At 43.0% G+C, this 14,471-nt stretch carries 15 protein-coding genes; 9 read left to right on the top strand and 6 right to left on the bottom strand.

Going from position 1 to position 14,471, the window contains the following annotated elements; translation table 11 throughout:
- Positions 1-4: 4 nt before the first annotated feature.
- The 3 genes from proB to FLAVO9R_RS09245 all read left to right on the top strand — a co-directional run bounded on the left by proB (position 5) and on the right by FLAVO9R_RS09245 (position 3,442).
- Positions 5-1,114 (top strand): glutamate 5-kinase, encoded by a 1,110-nt coding sequence (proB, locus tag FLAVO9R_RS09255; RefSeq protein WP_129738012.1) that lies wholly within the window; start codon positions 5-7, stop codon positions 1,112-1,114.
- Complete coding sequence (locus FLAVO9R_RS09250; protein WP_159530695.1) at positions 1,111-2,358, top strand: glutamate-5-semialdehyde dehydrogenase; 1,248 nt, start codon at positions 1,111-1,113, stop codon at positions 2,356-2,358. Before proB ends, FLAVO9R_RS09250 begins: the two co-directional genes overlap by 4 nt.
- Positions 2,359-2,536: 178 nt before the next feature.
- Positions 2,537-3,442 (top strand): mechanosensitive ion channel family protein, encoded by a 906-nt coding sequence (locus tag FLAVO9R_RS09245; protein ID WP_159530693.1) that lies wholly within the window; start codon positions 2,537-2,539, stop codon positions 3,440-3,442.
- Here the strand turns inward: FLAVO9R_RS09245 and FLAVO9R_RS09240 are convergent.
- Positions 3,425-3,985, bottom strand: coding sequence for an HNH endonuclease (locus FLAVO9R_RS09240; protein ID WP_159530691.1), 561 nt, complete (start codon positions 3,983-3,985; stop codon positions 3,425-3,427). The two genes, FLAVO9R_RS09245 and FLAVO9R_RS09240, sit on opposite strands and share 18 nt — an antisense overlap.
- A 336-nt stretch (positions 3,986-4,321) precedes the next feature.
- Between FLAVO9R_RS09240 and pnp the strand changes: the two genes are divergently transcribed.
- Together pnp and FLAVO9R_RS09230 are read left to right on the top strand one after the other, a co-directional pair.
- Entirely contained in the window at positions 4,322-6,433 is a 2,112-nt protein-coding gene (gene pnp, locus FLAVO9R_RS09235; protein ID WP_013784342.1) for a polyribonucleotide nucleotidyltransferase, read from the top strand.
- A gap of 133 nt (positions 6,434-6,566) precedes the next feature.
- Positions 6,567-6,860: a DUF1244 domain-containing protein gene (locus FLAVO9R_RS09230; protein WP_159530689.1), complete on the top strand. Its 294-nt coding sequence runs from the start codon at positions 6,567-6,569 to the stop codon at positions 6,858-6,860.
- Between the two features lie 137 nt (positions 6,861-6,997).
- On the opposite strand, the gene FLAVO9R_RS09225 is transcribed toward FLAVO9R_RS09230, so the two are convergent.
- From FLAVO9R_RS09225 to FLAVO9R_RS09215, 3 genes are all read right to left on the bottom strand, one after another.
- Positions 6,998-8,428, bottom strand: coding sequence for an ATP-binding cassette domain-containing protein (locus FLAVO9R_RS09225; RefSeq protein ID WP_159530687.1), 1,431 nt, complete (start codon positions 8,426-8,428; stop codon positions 6,998-7,000).
- A 183-nt stretch (positions 8,429-8,611) separates the two neighbouring features.
- Positions 8,612-9,100 carry a GNAT family N-acetyltransferase gene (locus FLAVO9R_RS09220; RefSeq protein WP_159534531.1) on the bottom strand — a complete coding sequence of 163 codons (489 nt, stop codon included), beginning with the start codon at positions 9,098-9,100 and terminating at the stop codon, positions 8,612-8,614.
- Positions 9,101-9,165: 65 nt separating this feature from the next.
- Entirely contained in the window at positions 9,166-9,567 is a 402-nt protein-coding gene (locus tag FLAVO9R_RS09215; protein ID WP_159530685.1) for a DUF4870 domain-containing protein, read from the bottom strand.
- A gap of 159 nt (positions 9,568-9,726) precedes the next feature.
- Between FLAVO9R_RS09215 and FLAVO9R_RS09210 the strand changes: the two genes are divergently transcribed.
- From FLAVO9R_RS09210 to FLAVO9R_RS09200, 3 genes are all read left to right on the top strand, one after another.
- Positions 9,727-9,945: a VF530 family DNA-binding protein gene (locus tag FLAVO9R_RS09210; RefSeq protein ID WP_013784337.1), complete on the top strand. Its 219-nt coding sequence runs from the start codon at positions 9,727-9,729 to the stop codon at positions 9,943-9,945.
- A 75-nt stretch (positions 9,946-10,020) separates the two neighbouring features.
- Positions 10,021-10,494, top strand: a complete 474-nt coding sequence (locus FLAVO9R_RS09205) for a LabA-like NYN domain-containing protein (RefSeq protein WP_126872244.1) — start codon at positions 10,021-10,023, stop codon at positions 10,492-10,494.
- A 127-nt stretch (positions 10,495-10,621) separates the two neighbouring features.
- On the top strand, positions 10,622-11,281 hold the full coding sequence (locus tag FLAVO9R_RS09200) for a YoaK family protein (RefSeq protein ID WP_159530683.1): 660 nt from the start codon (positions 10,622-10,624) through the stop codon (positions 11,279-11,281).
- 74 nt (positions 11,282-11,355) lie between these two features.
- Here FLAVO9R_RS09200 and FLAVO9R_RS09195 read toward each other — a convergent pair whose 3' ends face one another.
- Positions 11,356-12,135 (bottom strand): hypothetical protein, encoded by a 780-nt coding sequence (locus FLAVO9R_RS09195; protein ID WP_159530681.1) that lies wholly within the window; start codon positions 12,133-12,135, stop codon positions 11,356-11,358.
- Between the two features lie 187 nt (positions 12,136-12,322).
- On the opposite strand from FLAVO9R_RS09195, the gene FLAVO9R_RS09190 reads away from it, so the two are divergent.
- Entirely contained in the window at positions 12,323-13,360 is a 1,038-nt protein-coding gene (locus FLAVO9R_RS09190; protein WP_159530679.1) for a DUF4350 domain-containing protein, read from the top strand.
- A 79-nt stretch (positions 13,361-13,439) separates the two neighbouring features.
- Here FLAVO9R_RS09190 and FLAVO9R_RS09185 read toward each other — a convergent pair whose 3' ends face one another.
- Complete coding sequence (locus FLAVO9R_RS09185; protein ID WP_159530677.1) at positions 13,440-14,468, bottom strand: methionine synthase; 1,029 nt, start codon at positions 14,466-14,468, stop codon at positions 13,440-13,442.
- Positions 14,469-14,471: the final 3 nt, after the last annotated feature.

Here is a 14,471-nt window from a genome sequence, read left to right as displayed (position 1 = left end):
TATTATGAGTCATCCCAATTGGAAACGCGTGGTCATTAAAGTAGGCAGTGCACTAATCTCGCCGAACAAGCAAGGGTGCAGCAGCCACTACTTGCTTAGTATTGCCCAATTCATCGTGCGTTGTCGGGCAAATGGAACACAGGTAGTGTTAGTGTCTTCAGGTTCAGTTGCCGCAGGGGCACATTTGTTCCCTGACCATGAAAAGTCGAACATTGCTGTGAAAAAGGCAATGGCAGCAGCAGGGCAGACAGAAATGATTGCAACCTGGGATAGATTATTCGACTTCCCATCGGCGCAAATGCTGTTAACCCATGCTGACCTGCGCGATAGAGAGCGCTACGTTAGTATTCGTGAAACCATATTTAGTTTGTTAGAGCATAACGTTCTACCTATCGTAAATGAAAACGATACGGTAACGACCGATAAACTAAAAGTAGGCGATAACGATAACTTATCCGCTATGGTGGCAGCAGCAGCTGACGCAGATGCACTTATCATCTGTTCTGACATTGACGGTTTGTATAACAAAAACCCTCATGATCACGACGATGCTGAGTTGCTCAAGAAAGTAGATACCATAGACGCCAGTATTTATGCCATGGCGGGTGGTGCAGCGGAAGGCGGTGTTGGCACCGGTGGTATGCGCACAAAAATTGAAGCGGCTGAAAAAGCAGTTTCGCATGGTATAGATACATATATTATTAACGGCTTTACCGAACTGTCATTTAACATGTTGCTTGCGGGTAAAAACCCAGGCACGCACTTTAGTCCTTACGATAAGCCTATGCTAGAAAACGTGCATTGGATGCGCCATACGTCGAACGCGCAAGGCGAAGTGATAGTTGAGGGAGATTTTGATTCCTCATTGGAAAACGACAGTGAACAACTTACCAGCAGCGAGATAGTTGATGTAAAAGGCGAGTTCTCAGTGGGCGATACCATTTTGGTACGCAAAGCTGATGGAACTAAGCTTGTTAAAGCGAAATCAAACTACAGTAGCTGTTTACTGAATTTTATCGCGAATCAGGAAAACGATGACTTCGCCAGTGAATTTGAAGATAAGACTGGCCCTATTATTTCTGATCAGCATGTAGCAAATTTGGAGAAAGAATGAGCATTATTACAGAATTAGCAAAACAAGCGAAACAAGCGGCACAAACACTTGCCATCTTAGATGAAGCTGAGAAAAATGCGGTGTTAAAGGATATGGCTGCGGCTATTCGTGGAAATAAAGACACCATTAAAGCGGTTAACGAAAAAGAAGTGGCGCGTGCTAAGGAAAATAACCTAGACGATGCCATGATTGACCGTTTGATTTTGGATGATGCCCGCATAGAATCTATGGCAGAAGGCATTGAAGTTATTATTAGCCTTGACGATCCTGTTGGTCGTGAGCGCGTAATTGGCACCCGTCCAAACGGTATCGAAATTAAAAAGATGCGTATTCCATTAGGTGTAGTGTGTATGATTTATGAAGCACGCCCTAATGTAACAGCCGATGCTGGCGCACTGTGTTTTAAATCGGGTAACGGCGTTATTCTACGTGGTGGTAAAGAAGCACTGGATACCAGTCTAGCCATCGCTGGGCTTATGCAAGACGTGCTTGAAAAGCATAACTTACCAAGAGCCTTAGTTACTGTAGTTCCGAATCCAGATCGCGCGCTTATGCAAGAGCTAATGGAACAACGGGACTACATTGACGTTATTATTCCACGTGGTGGCGAAGGATTAATTAACTATGTAACCGAACACTCTAAAGTGCCTGTTATTCAGCATTTTAAAGGGGTATGTCATTTATATGTCGATAAAGACGCTGATTTAGATAAAGCGTTGGCTATCTTGTTAAATGGTAAGACCCAGCGTACTGGCGTATGTAATGCGTTAGAAGGTTTGGTAGTACATCAAGCTATTGCGGGCGACTTCTTACCTCGCGTTGCCGAAGCGTTTGAGCAACATAAGGTGACAGTGCATGTCAATGAAAAAGGCGCTCAGTACTTTAACAACGCTGATGTTATTAGCGAAGACGCTTACGGCGAAGAGTACTTAGGTTTAGAAATTGCCATTCGTGTAGTGGATGATTTCGCAGGTGCCATTTCTCATATTGCTGACTTTGGTAGTAACCATACTGAAGTTATCTGTTCAGAAAACGAAGATAGCGCTAAGAAATTTCAGCGTGCCGTAGACGCCAGTGTAGTAATGGTAAACGCATCTTCACGTTTCTCTGATGGCAGCCAACTTGGTTTAGGTGCTGAAATTGGTATCGCGACTACTAAGCTTCATGCCTATGGGCCAATGGGATTAGAATCGCTAACGTCTGAAAAATACCTAGTGAATGGTGTTGGTCAAATTCGCGAATAAGCGACTAGCAAACTAACACGAAATAGCTTCGTTCAACGTAAGCATAAAATCCCGGCCTTTGAATGGGAATAATCCCACTGGTCGGCATTGTGCCCATCAATAGCATGCTTCATAATAAAGGCGCTGTATTTACAGCGCTTTTTTTATTTTCTATCAAACGGTTAACTGGAGCATCTACATGGAAATAGCGATAGACCCAACACAAATGTGGCATAACCTTGTTCAATTTGTGTTGGATTACAAGCTATTGGCCTCGCTCTTTTTAGTGGTATTACTCCACTTTTTCAAGAAGGGTACCCTTCGCCTTATTAAGCGTCGGAGCTCGCGCAAAGGGGAAGATCGACGTAACCAGATTAATATTTTAGAGCAGCTAGGTAATGCATTCATTATTGTGCTGCTGATGATGGTGTGGTCATCTGAAATTCAGAACCTTGCCATTTCAATTGCCGCTTTCATGGTGGCTATTGTGTTAGCTACCCGCGAATTTATTCAATGCTTTATGGGCTTCATTTACTACCTAGGCGCACGGCCATTTAGGGTAGGGGATTGGATCCAGATGAATAACGTCATCGGGGAAGTGGTAGAAATGGATTGGGCAAAAACCGCCTTATTAGAAGTTGACCCTGAAACCTTCAATTACACCGGTAAGCACGTATATGTGCCTAATAGCCAGTTAGTTACTCAGACAGTGCGTAATTTAAACTTCTTACGTCGTTATAAATTGCACTCTTTTAATATTGTTAACGAGCCGACGGTAAATGCCTACAGCTTATTACCAGCATTTAGGGCCAGTGCCCATGCCCACTGTGAATACTTTCGTGATGTAGCAGAACGGTATAAAGGCCTTATTGAGCGTCACTTGGAACAAGACTTTATTCAAATTGACCCTGAAGTTGAAATTAAAACTAATGAATTGGCTAAGGTAGTCGTGAAAGTTAGTTTGTTTTGCCCGACAGCAGAGGCACACGAACTTGAACACAAAATGTGTTCAGATTGGCTAAGCCTGTGGTTTGAGGCGCTAGAAAAAAGTGCCTGTCCGCCAAACACTTCGTCTAGCTCTCAATCGCTAGGGGAAACCGTTTAAATGCCAATCTCGTTTATCCGTGAAATGGCCTTTTAAAAACTCCATTTGGTCAGCCAGTATTCGTCGGTTCACTAAATAGAACCTTTCATAAACGTTTGGCCTGAAGGGTACAGCAAGCAAAGGCATGCCCGCTTCCTCAGGGGTTTTGGCCGCTTTAGCATGGTTACAGCGCTGACAAGACGTTGCCACATTAGTCCAGCTATCTTTGCCACCCCGTGAGCGTGGAATAATATGATCACGGGTTAACAGGCTAGGTGAGAAGCGTTGGCCGCAGTAAAGGCATAAGTAATTATCACGCCTAAACAGATACCGATTGGTTAACGCTATTTTTCCGCTTAAATCTGTGACTTTGCCATCGCAAGCAATAATACTCGATAACGTTAACTGACTTTGATGGCCATGGTGATCCCAGCCACCTTTAAGCGTAACAGCATCACTGCCTAATTCGAATAATACCTTTTCCTGACAATAGAGTTTTGCAGCTTGCTCAACATGGATCCATTCCTGTGGCATGCCAGCTTTATTTAGTCTGAGTACTAGCATTGCATTCCCCTTAGCGCACCGTGTAGGTTTAGTTATAGCATACGAGGTTTTATGTCATTATGATGAAAATACATACAATTTGAGCGTATTAATACAAAATTCATCTGGTTATGGTGATATTTACGTTGCGGTGAGTATTTGTGCGCTTATTTGTTCAATGTGAACTACATTGTGTAGTGGGTTAATCACAGTGAATACGTGATGTGGACGAAATTGCCACAAACCGCAACGAATTCTACGAATAGAAAATTTGTTAATGGTATTAGCGTTAGTTCATCGCTATACTATGCACCGCGATTATAAGCGATAAATAAGATTGAAATTAAAGGACAAATAGTGACTCCTATTACTAAATCATTTCAGTATGGACAGCATACTGTAACACTAGAAACGGGCGTTATCGCTCGTCAGGCCACAGCAGCCGTCATGGCAAGTATGGATGACACCGCTGTATTAGTTACCGTTGTAGGTAAGAAAGAAGCGAAAGCAGATCAAGATTTCTTCCCACTAACAGTAAACTATCAAGAAAAAACATATGCTGCGGGTAAAATCCCTGGTGGTTTCTTCAAACGTGAAGGTCGTCCTTCTGAAGGCGAAACCCTTACAGCGCGTTTGATTGACCGTCCAATCCGTCCATTATTCCCTGAAGGGTTTAAAAACGAAGTACAAGTTGTTATCACGGTAATGTCTGCTAACCCAGATATTCCAACTGATATCATCTCTATGATTGGTACTTCAGCAGCACTAGCCATTTCTGGTATTCCATTTAATGGTCCAATTGGTGCAGCGCGCGTTGGTTACACTGACGGCGAATACATTCTAAATACCCGTGTTGAAGAACAAGCTGACAGCGATCTAGATCTTGTTGTTGCTGGTACTGAAGGCGCAGTATTAATGGTTGAGTCAGAAGCCGATGTGCTTTCTGAAGACGTTATGCTTGGTGCAGTAATGTTCGGTCACGAGCAATTACAAACGGTAGTAACAGCAGTTAAAGAATTTGCTGCTAACGTTAGTATCGACAAGTGGGACTGGAAACCAGAAGCAGAAAACACAACTCTTAAAGATAAAGTGAAAGCATTAGCTGAAGCTGAAATGGTTGCTGCTTACCAAATCTCTGACAAGCTTGCGCGTAAAGACGCAGTTACTGCTGCAACTGAAAAAGCACGTGATGCTATTCTTGCTGAAGACGAGACCCAAGATAAGAAAGAAGTATCAAACCTTCTTCATGATCTTGAGTCTGACGTAGTGCGTTCACGCATCCTTGCTGGCGAGCCTCGCATTGACGGTCGTGATCCTAAGATGATTCGTGCACTAGACGTTGCAACGGGCATTTTACCACGTACTCACGGTTCTGCTGTTTTCACTCGTGGTGAAACTCAAGCAATCGTTGCTGCTACGCTAGGTACAGAACGTGACGCGCAGATGATTGACGAGCTTCAAGGCCGTCGTGACAGCCGCTTCATGCTTCATTATAACTTCCCTCCATACTGTGTTGGTGAAACCGGTATGATTGGTTCTCCTAAGCGTCGTGAAATTGGTCACGGTCGTTTGGCGAAGCGCGGTATTCAAGCAGTAATGCCAAGCGAAGAAGAATTCCCGTACGTAGTACGTATCGTTTCTGAAATTACAGAATCAAATGGTTCGTCTTCAATGGCCTCTGTATGTGGTACTTCACTTGCGCTTATGGATGCAGGTGTACCAATTAAAGCTTCAGTTGCTGGTATTGCAATGGGTCTAGTGAAAAGCGACGAAAACTTCGTTGTACTTTCAGACATCCTTGGTGATGAAGATCACCTTGGTGACATGGACTTCAAAGTTGCCGGTACTACCGGTGGTATCACTGCATTGCAGATGGATATCAAAATTGAAGGTATTACTAAAGAAATCATGCAAATTGCCCTTAAACAGGCAAAAGAAGCACGTTTGCATATTCTTAACGTAATGGACGAAGCTATTGGCGGTCATCGCGAAGAGCTTAGCGAATTTGCTCCACGCATTTACACTGTTAAAGTCGATCAGGACAAGATCCGCGACGTTATCGGTAAAGGCGGCGCAATGATTCGTTCAATTACTGAAGAATCTGATACCAACATCGAAATCGAAGATGATGGTACTATCAAAATCTTCGCAACTGAGCGTGCGAAAGCCGATATTGCTATCAGCAAGATTGAGCAAGTTACCGCTGAAATCGAAGTGGGCAAAACTTACCACGGTAAGATTACCCGTATCGTAGATTTTGGTGCGTTTGTTGAAGTATTACCAGGTAAAGAAGGCCTAGTACATATTTCTCAAATCGCTCACGAGCGTGTTAACAAAGTAACTGACTACCTTACTGAAGGTGCGATGATTGACGTGAAAGTGATGGAAATTGACCGTCAAAACCGTGTACGTCTAAGCATTAAAGAGTTACTTGAAAAGCCTGCTCCTAAGTCTGACGACGCAGAGTAAGGTTTTATTTGCTAATGAGCTATAGCGAAGGTTTTGCCCTAACGTTATAGCCAGATGTAAATTGAAGACAAATGTAAGAAAAATTAGAAAAGGGAGCTTAGCTCCCTTTTTTGTTTTTAAAGAAAGGAGCAACATGGAAAAGCAAACGCAAACCGAAATTGAAGCGGCTGTGTTTCGACGTTTGGTCGATCATTTAGACGCGAACAAAGACGCACAAAACATCGACCTAATGATTCTGGCTGATTTCTGTCGCAACTGTCTTGCTAAGTGGTATTCGTCTGCCGCTGCAGAGCAAGGTGAAGACATTGATTACGATGCTGCTCGAGAAGTCGTGTACAAAATGCCGTATTCCGAGTGGAAAGAAAACCACCAACTACCGGCCAGTGATGAGCAGCTAGAAAAACTAGCAGCACGCCACAAAAAATAAACAAAAAGCCCAGCTAGAAGCTGGGCTTTTCATTGATAAACGCGCAAACCGTTTCATGGAAGCCGTATCCACAAAATCCTTATCCACAAAGCGACATACGGAAACCGCTTCACGAGAATCAAATACATATAAGGCAGTTATCCTTGGTAATCTCGCATATCAAGCACGTTATCAATACCCTCAATCGCCTCATCGGCTATGTGAGTAACATAAAGCAGGGTGGTGTGGTTCGATGCTGCTAAAAGCTTTATTAATGCCAGCACATTGGTGCGATTTATATCATCTAACCCATTACAAGGCTCATCAAGTATTAACACCACAGGGTGCTTCACCATGGCGCGAACAATAAGTAATAATCGCTGTTCACCAAAAGAAAGGCTGTTGAACGGTGTGTGTTTGTTATCGGTAAAGCCTATTATATTAAGCCATGCATCGGCAATCGCATTTTCAGCATTGGTCGGCGTGGTATAAAGTCCGATGCTATCGTAAAAGCCAGAGGTCACTACATTGTGAGCGCTGCAATTTACCCGGTACTGCATGTGCAGTGCGTTTGACATAATGCCAATGTGTTGTTTGATATCCCATATACTTTCCCCAGACCCTCGCTTTATACCAAACAAGGTTAAATCATTGGTGTAGCAGTGAGGGTTATCGCCTGTAATCATGGTTAGCAAGCAGGTTTTTCCAGATCCGTTGGGCCCAGAAATTTGCCAATGCTGGTCCGGGTAAACCATAAAATCTAAATCTTTGAATACGGTGTTGTCATCGTACTTAACAAACCCATTTCGAAGCGCAATTAACGGCTCGTCTTTGGCAAAGGTTTTAGACGTTTCGGTGCTAGGTGGCAATGTTGGTTCAGCCGTACTTAAACTGAACCACGACGATAAATGGTTAACTAACGCTTCAGGTGCCAAGCGGTCGTCGCTACACGATACAATTTGTAATGCCTCAACCAAGACTAACTTACATGCCACATTCGGCACGTCGCGCACTGTATTTGCGGTAATCACTAAGGTGGACTGTGTTTGTTGGCTTAAGAAGGTGTTGAAACGTGCCCGTGCGTCTTTATCTAGCCCTTCAAAAGGTTCGTCAACTAAAATTACGTCGGCATTGCTCACCCAAGCTAGTAACAAGAGGACTTTGCGTGTTTCACCGGTAGACAGTGAAAGAAAGGCCGTATTGAGTAAATGGGCAACCTGCAAGGCGGTTGATAAGATTTTATACGCGCTGTGTTGTTGATAGTCAGAATTTGCTTTGCTTAAAAGCTCGTGCACTAAGGTAGGCTCAGCCACAATATCGAGAAGATCTGCACTGTCTTTTTGTTTTTCTTCAAGAATCATCGCGTGCTGAACGGCTACGCTGACTTCAGCAACCGATACGTTCAATGAGCGTGTACCAGCAAGCGGCTTTCCGCGACCGGCTAATGCTGCCATAAGCAAGGATTTTCCTGCACGGTTTCGCCCAGCAATTAATACATGCTCACCTTGATTAACGGTAAAAGTAAAGGCAGGGGTGGTGAAGTTGTTATCTAGTTTTACTTGGTAGTGGTGTAGCGATAGCGTGGTCAAAATACAGACATTTCAGTTGGATGTTATATTGGCATTTTGGCGGGAATAGCAGGGATATGCAATGCAAACAAATTGTTATGTTTTTTCGATACGCTTGTCGGCTTGTGCTTCCACTTCAGGGGCTTGCTGTTGTATGTCTTTGAAATCAGCAAAGGATAGGAAAGGATACTGAAGTAGCGGGCTTTATTGTTTTCTAATTACAGGGGCCCTTTCGGGGAATATCAGCTTGGTCATAAAGTGGCTATTGGGATCAAGCTGATATTCCCCGAAAGGGTCACAGGCCTTAAAACCATGTTTTGAATATAACCGCCGGGCGGCGTTGAAATAGTCTTGCGTGCCCGTTTCCAGGCTTAACGTTTGGTAACCGTTTGCTGCAGCGAATTCAATTACGAAGGTAAGCAATTGACTTGCTATACCTTTCTTACGAAACATGGCGCTGGTACGCATAGATTTTAATTCTGCTTCAGTGTTACTGAGCTTTCTGATGGCTACGCATCCGGCTAATAGTTCGCCTTCCCATGCACTAAAAAAGGTAATGTTAGGCGACTTCAACGCCTTAACATCTAAGGCATGCACGCTTTCTGGGGGAGACGTGGCGTACATGTCTTTTAAGTGCTCTTCTAGCAGGGCGATAACGTCGCCGCTGCTAAGGTCGTCTTGCTTAATTGTTATCAAAGGGCTCATTTAGAAGACTCACACAAGAATCAGAAGCAAGGCTTATGGAACATGTTCATACGTTATTTAATAAACCTAATGCTAAGTGGGTACACCCATAATTCGCCCTTGTTGGCTTTTATCGCGGCAACAATAGCGAAAATGAAGTTCAAAATAGCAAGGATCACTAATCCAAACATACCAATAATGATTAACGTGAGCAGGCCACAAATAAGCGAGTAAACAAATAAGCTGATTAACCAATTAACGGTGACCTTTCCATGCATATCAATATCTTGGTGCTTATCTTTATTCACAGCCCACATAACGATGGGCAGGATTAACCCTAAACCAGGCACTATAATACTGGTTAACTGGCTAAGGTGAATAAGCATGCAATAGGTGTTAAGTGGCATACCCCAATATTCTTGAATACTTTCATTTTCTTTGCTGACGTCATGGTCATCATTGATGTTGTTACTCATACAACTTTCCTTGTTTTATCGGTTTTATATATATGCTTACGCTAGTTACTTCGAATTTTTCGAAGGGAATGCCAACATACTCTGTTAAAATAACAAAATCAACGTACTAGCGAGCTGGTTAATCGCGATACGTATTTGTTTCTATTCGGAATTAGCATTATGAACCAACAGCAGCCAAATAATCCTCTTCACGGGCTTACCCTTGAAAAAATTCTTGTTCGTCTCGTTGAACATTATCAATGGGAAGGCTTGTACTCTGAAATTAGGGTGAACTGTTTTAACAACGACCCTTCTGTGAAATCTTCGCTTAAGTTTTTGCGCAAAACTCAGTGGGCGAGAGACAAAGTAGAAGCGTTATATATTCGTACATTTAGCTAATCTACTCGTGTAATAGGCAAGCTAACAAACAACATCAAAAAGGCTGAGCCTTCTGGCTATCAAAAAGGACTAACCATGGATAACGTTGCGCTTTTCGTCGACGTGCAAAATATTTACTACACCACGCGACAAATTCATAAGTGCAATTTTGATTACAATCAATTTTGGCGCTTGGCTACCGAAGGTAGAAACGTGGTGAAAGCAGTGGCGTATGCTATTGAGCGAGGCGACACAAAACAGCGAGAGTTTCAAAATATACTCCGTGGTATTGGCTTTGAAGTTAAGTTAAAACCTTTCATTCAGCGAGCAGATGGTTCAGCGAAAGGCGATTGGGATGTGGGTATAACGATTGACGCTATGGAGTATGCTGATCTCGCTGACACCATTGTGTTTGCTACAGGAGATGGTGATTTCGATATATTGGCCAGTAAGCTTGTTGATAAAGGTAAAGAGGTGGAAGTGTACGGCGTTCAAGAACTCACTTCGGTTTCTCTTATAAAGGCTGCCAGCAAATATGTTCCTGTACAAGGTGACTTGTTACTGCGCTAAGCTATGTAATTGCTGCCTATAAAAAAATATGCGTCAGTTTTGACGTTTTTTATTGATATTGGTCAGATGGATTTTCTGTTGTTGAGAGTATGCTTGCCTTATCTGGGTAATAACAAGGCGAGGTATCATGATTTCACAGCTACCTAAATGGGTAGAATTTGGCGCATTTATCTTAGCGCTGGTGGCTGGGTATGTGAATGCGATTGGACTGCTTGGGTTTGAACACCAATCAGTATCGCATCTATCGGGCACTGCAACCTTACTTGGCACGGGGGTTTACCAAGGCTCTTTGCAAAGTGCGTTTCATCTTGTAGGAGTTTTACTTTCCTTCCTTGTTGGCGCTTCTATTGCAGGTTTCTTACTGCATGGTTTTACATTGAAACTTGGCCGGCATTACGACACAGCCCTTGTAATAGAAGCGCTTTTATTGCTTGTTGCGTTGGCGTTTTTGTATAACGAACAGTTTATTGGGCATTTTTTTGCCTCAGCGGCTTGTGGGCTTCAAAATGCGTTAGCTACAACCTATAGCGGGGCTATTATTCGCACCACTCATGTTACTGGTATTTTCACCGATTTAGGCATTATGCTTGGGGCCCTGTGCCGAGGGGAAAAGCTAGATACCAGAAAAGCCAAGCTATTCTTGTTAATTATTACCGGTTTCATTTTTGGTGGCACAGCGGGGGCAATTCTGTTTGGCATGTTTCAGTTCTTTTCGCTTATTGCGCCAGCTGGCGTATGCCTAGTGATAGCGATGATTTACAACGTCTATTTGCGAAAAGCGGTATAAGTGAAACATTGGCAAAGGTAAACGCTAAACGAGGCCGCTGACATTAGCGGCCTTGTCTCGGTCTATTTTAAAGGTTATTTATGCGCTAGATGTGGCTTAACAGCACCATAATGGATACAAGCAAGTACTGGACATGCAAGTAACACAGACAAACCAAAGGTGTGTGGCGCAAAATAAATAACCAAGGTGTTTAGTGCAGCTAACATGGCGAAAGCACTAGGCTGTGCAGAAACAATCGAAAAGGTTGTTGCCATACTTTGTTTAAAAGTGCGTTTAGCTATTAACATTAGTGGTGCAACAAACAGAAATAGCATAATAAATGGCACTGCCGATGAGAATAGTAAACCTAACGTGTGGGCGCTTATATCAATAAGCTTTTGGAATAAAAGCAAATCTACACCGCTACTTCCAAGTAGTACCCAAGAAAACAAAAGCTGACTTAAAAACGGCAGCAAAAGGAGAGGGCTAATAAGTAGAAATTTACCCCACGATGCATTGCTTATTGCAGAGAACGACCATACTTTCCCTTTTGTCGCCAAGTTATGAATGCATAGCCAAGTAGCGCCAATAACAGGCACCATTATCCATTTTGAAAGCATTATGGACATGGGGGCTGCTAGTAGGGGATCAGGTATTAGTTGCGCAGGTAATAGCTGTATAATACCTTCAATAATTAACGGGCTCAGCATAAGAACAAATAATGAAAAAGGGGCTTGCTTAAATAATTGCCACCCTTGTTGAAGCCACGCCTTGTTATCTAAACGCCCTGTATTTTTCCCATAGATATTGTTTTCGTATGTTTTGGGGGCTTGTAACGCTAGCTCATTTTGATTGCCTGAAGTTTGTGCCGTCATCGTGATTCCCTGTATATGCTTTGGTGATTATTAATTAACCTTCAAAGCTATAGTCACGGGCAAAAAATAAAAATTACAAAATGATTGAAAAATAATCTAATTAAAGTCGAAAGTGCCTTTAACGCTATGAAATGTTTGGCTTTATTTTATTTTTTTTACTCTAGAAATTATTCATAAGGACGTGTTAATGAAAACTATGGCGAGACTGGCGATTCTTTTCAATGTGCTTTTAGTGTCTTCTTGCTCTGACAGCCCCCAACAAGCAGACGCGACATTTGAACCCTACAAGCGAACAGCAACTTACACCTCAAATGCCAGCCCAGTGGTACAGGTCGATGAAGCTCACCACAACTTTCTCACCATCAATAATCGTTTCAAACCCTTTGCTCAGGTGTTGCTCAGCGATGGAGTCACGGTTGAATCAAACAAGGTAAGTTTCAGCCAACAGGCCCTTAAAAATGTGGATATTCTTGTTATCGCCAACGCCCTTGATAAAAAGCGAAGCAACTGGCAACCCCCTTTTAATCAAGCGCTGACTAATGATGAAGTATCTGTTGTTATTGAATGGGTACGAAATGGCGGCTCACTTTTTCTTATTGCCGATCACGCCCCTTTTCCGAAAGTAATAGAAAGCCTAGCAACAGCGTTGGGCTTCACTTTTACTAATGGCCACGTCAAAGCAACACTATTTAGCAAGGCCACGGGTACGCTGATTAGCCATGAAGTAACCTATGCACATGAAAATGCTAAGCAAGATGATAATTCTAGCGCTAATGCTAATTCTGAAGCCAATCCAGAAGCCAAACACCCAAACCATGTCGAACTTCCTGTATTTATGCAAGAAAGTCAAAATGGCGCATTCACATCAGTATTAAACAGTCAGTTGCACGTAAAAGAAGTGATACAAGTTAAAACTTTCGGCGGCGCTGCCTTTTTACCACCAGAAGAGGCCACTTCACTGTTAACCCTTGGGCCACGTACTGTATCTATTGAGCCAGAAGTTCCTTTTGAAATAACGTCAAGCACACGCCGAAGAGCCATCGAAGGCTGGAGTCAAGGTGCCTTGTTGGAATTGGGTAAAGGGCGGGTTGCGGTGTTTTCTGAGGGTATGATGTTTTCTTCACAGGTTGATACGAACACAGGAGCGAAGCATGGTATGAGGTCGGTAGGAGCTGAACAAAACGAACGATTTTTACTTAACATTATCCATTGGCTAGCGGATTAAACAGAGCTGACAAAAAAGTTGAGTGGCGCATAGATGCAAACTCAATGTCAGCTCTGTAATCGCTATCAGGGCGGTAGCATTAACGCGTTAATTCTTGTCTAATGATTTCGGCACCTGCACTCAATGCGTTGAGTTTTCCACGTGTTACATGTTGTGATAACGGCACCATGCCACAGTTAGTACAAGGGTATAGTTTGTCAGCATCAACGAACTGTAAGGCCTTTCTTAGGGTATTAGCGACTTCTTCTGGTGTTTCAATAGCATTGGTGGCTACGTCTATAGCACCAACCATCACTTTTTTCCCACGAAGCAGCTCGATTAGTTCCATGGGAACCCGAGAATTTTGACACTCTAGTGAAATAAGGTCGATAGAGGACGATTGCAGTTTTGGAAAAATTTCTTCGTACTGTCTCCATTCATCACCCAATGACTTTTTCCAATCGGTGTTGGATTTAATGCCATAGCCATAGCAAATATGTACGGCAGTTTCACATTTTAACCCTTCTGCAGCACGTTCAAGTGCCGCAATGCCCCAGTCATTCACCTCATCGAAAAATACATTAAATGCAGGCTCATCAAACTGAATAATATCAACGCCTGCGGCTTCCAGTTCTTTCGCTTCTTGATTTAATATTTTGGCAAACTCCCATGCTAGCTTTTCACGACTTTTATAGTGACTATCGTACAGGGTATCTACCATAGTCATAGGGCCGGGAAGTGCCCACTTAATCGGTTGGCTAGTTTGTTGACGTAAAAACTTGGCATCATCAACAAAAACGGCTTTTTGACGAGTGACCTCACCAACCACCATAGGCACACTGGCATCATATCTGTCGCGAATTTTTACCGTTTTACGCTGCTGAAAATCAACACCGTTTAAATGTTCAATAAAGGTGGTAACGAAGTGTTGTCGAGTTTGTTCACCATCGCTAATGATATCAACGCCAGATTGTCGCTGATTGAGTAACGACAAGCGTAAGGCGTCTTGTTTGCCCTGAGTCAGTTCATCGCCGTCTAATTTCCAAGGTGACCAAAGTGTTTCAGGTTGCGCAAGCCAAGACGGTTTAGGCAGACTGCCGGCAATTGAAGTAGGTAATAATTTTTTCATAAT

The organism is Alteromonas sp. 38 (genome assembly GCF_902506055.1).
Lineage (GTDB): Bacteria > Pseudomonadota > Gammaproteobacteria > Enterobacterales > Alteromonadaceae > Alteromonas > Alteromonas lipotrueae.
This window is presented reverse-complemented; position numbering and strand designations above follow the sequence as displayed.

Coding starts and splice junctions, on each gene's coding strand:
- proB (WP_129738012.1), top strand. CDS start 5: ATGAGTCATCCCAATTGGAAACGCGTGGTCATTAAAGTAGGCAGTGCA.
- FLAVO9R_RS09250 (WP_159530695.1), top strand. CDS start 1,111: ATGAGCATTATTACAGAATTAGCAAAACAAGCGAAACAAGCGGCACAA.
- FLAVO9R_RS09245 (WP_159530693.1), top strand. CDS start 2,537: ATGGAAATAGCGATAGACCCAACACAAATGTGGCATAACCTTGTTCAA.
- FLAVO9R_RS09240 (WP_159530691.1), bottom strand. CDS start 3,985: ATGCTAGTACTCAGACTAAATAAAGCTGGCATGCCACAGGAATGGATC.
- FLAVO9R_RS09230 (WP_159530689.1), top strand. CDS start 6,567: ATGGAAAAGCAAACGCAAACCGAAATTGAAGCGGCTGTGTTTCGACGT.
- FLAVO9R_RS09215 (WP_159530685.1), bottom strand. CDS start 9,567: ATGAGTAACAACATCAATGATGACCATGACGTCAGCAAAGAAAATGAA.
- FLAVO9R_RS09210 (WP_013784337.1), top strand. CDS start 9,727: ATGAACCAACAGCAGCCAAATAATCCTCTTCACGGGCTTACCCTTGAA.
- FLAVO9R_RS09205 (WP_126872244.1), top strand. CDS start 10,021: ATGGATAACGTTGCGCTTTTCGTCGACGTGCAAAATATTTACTACACC.
- FLAVO9R_RS09200 (WP_159530683.1), top strand. CDS start 10,622: ATGATTTCACAGCTACCTAAATGGGTAGAATTTGGCGCATTTATCTTA.
- FLAVO9R_RS09195 (WP_159530681.1), bottom strand. CDS start 12,135: ATGACGGCACAAACTTCAGGCAATCAAAATGAGCTAGCGTTACAAGCC.
- FLAVO9R_RS09190 (WP_159530679.1), top strand. CDS start 12,323: ATGAAAACTATGGCGAGACTGGCGATTCTTTTCAATGTGCTTTTAGTG.
- FLAVO9R_RS09185 (WP_159530677.1), bottom strand. CDS start 14,468: ATGAAAAAATTATTACCTACTTCAATTGCCGGCAGTCTGCCTAAACCG.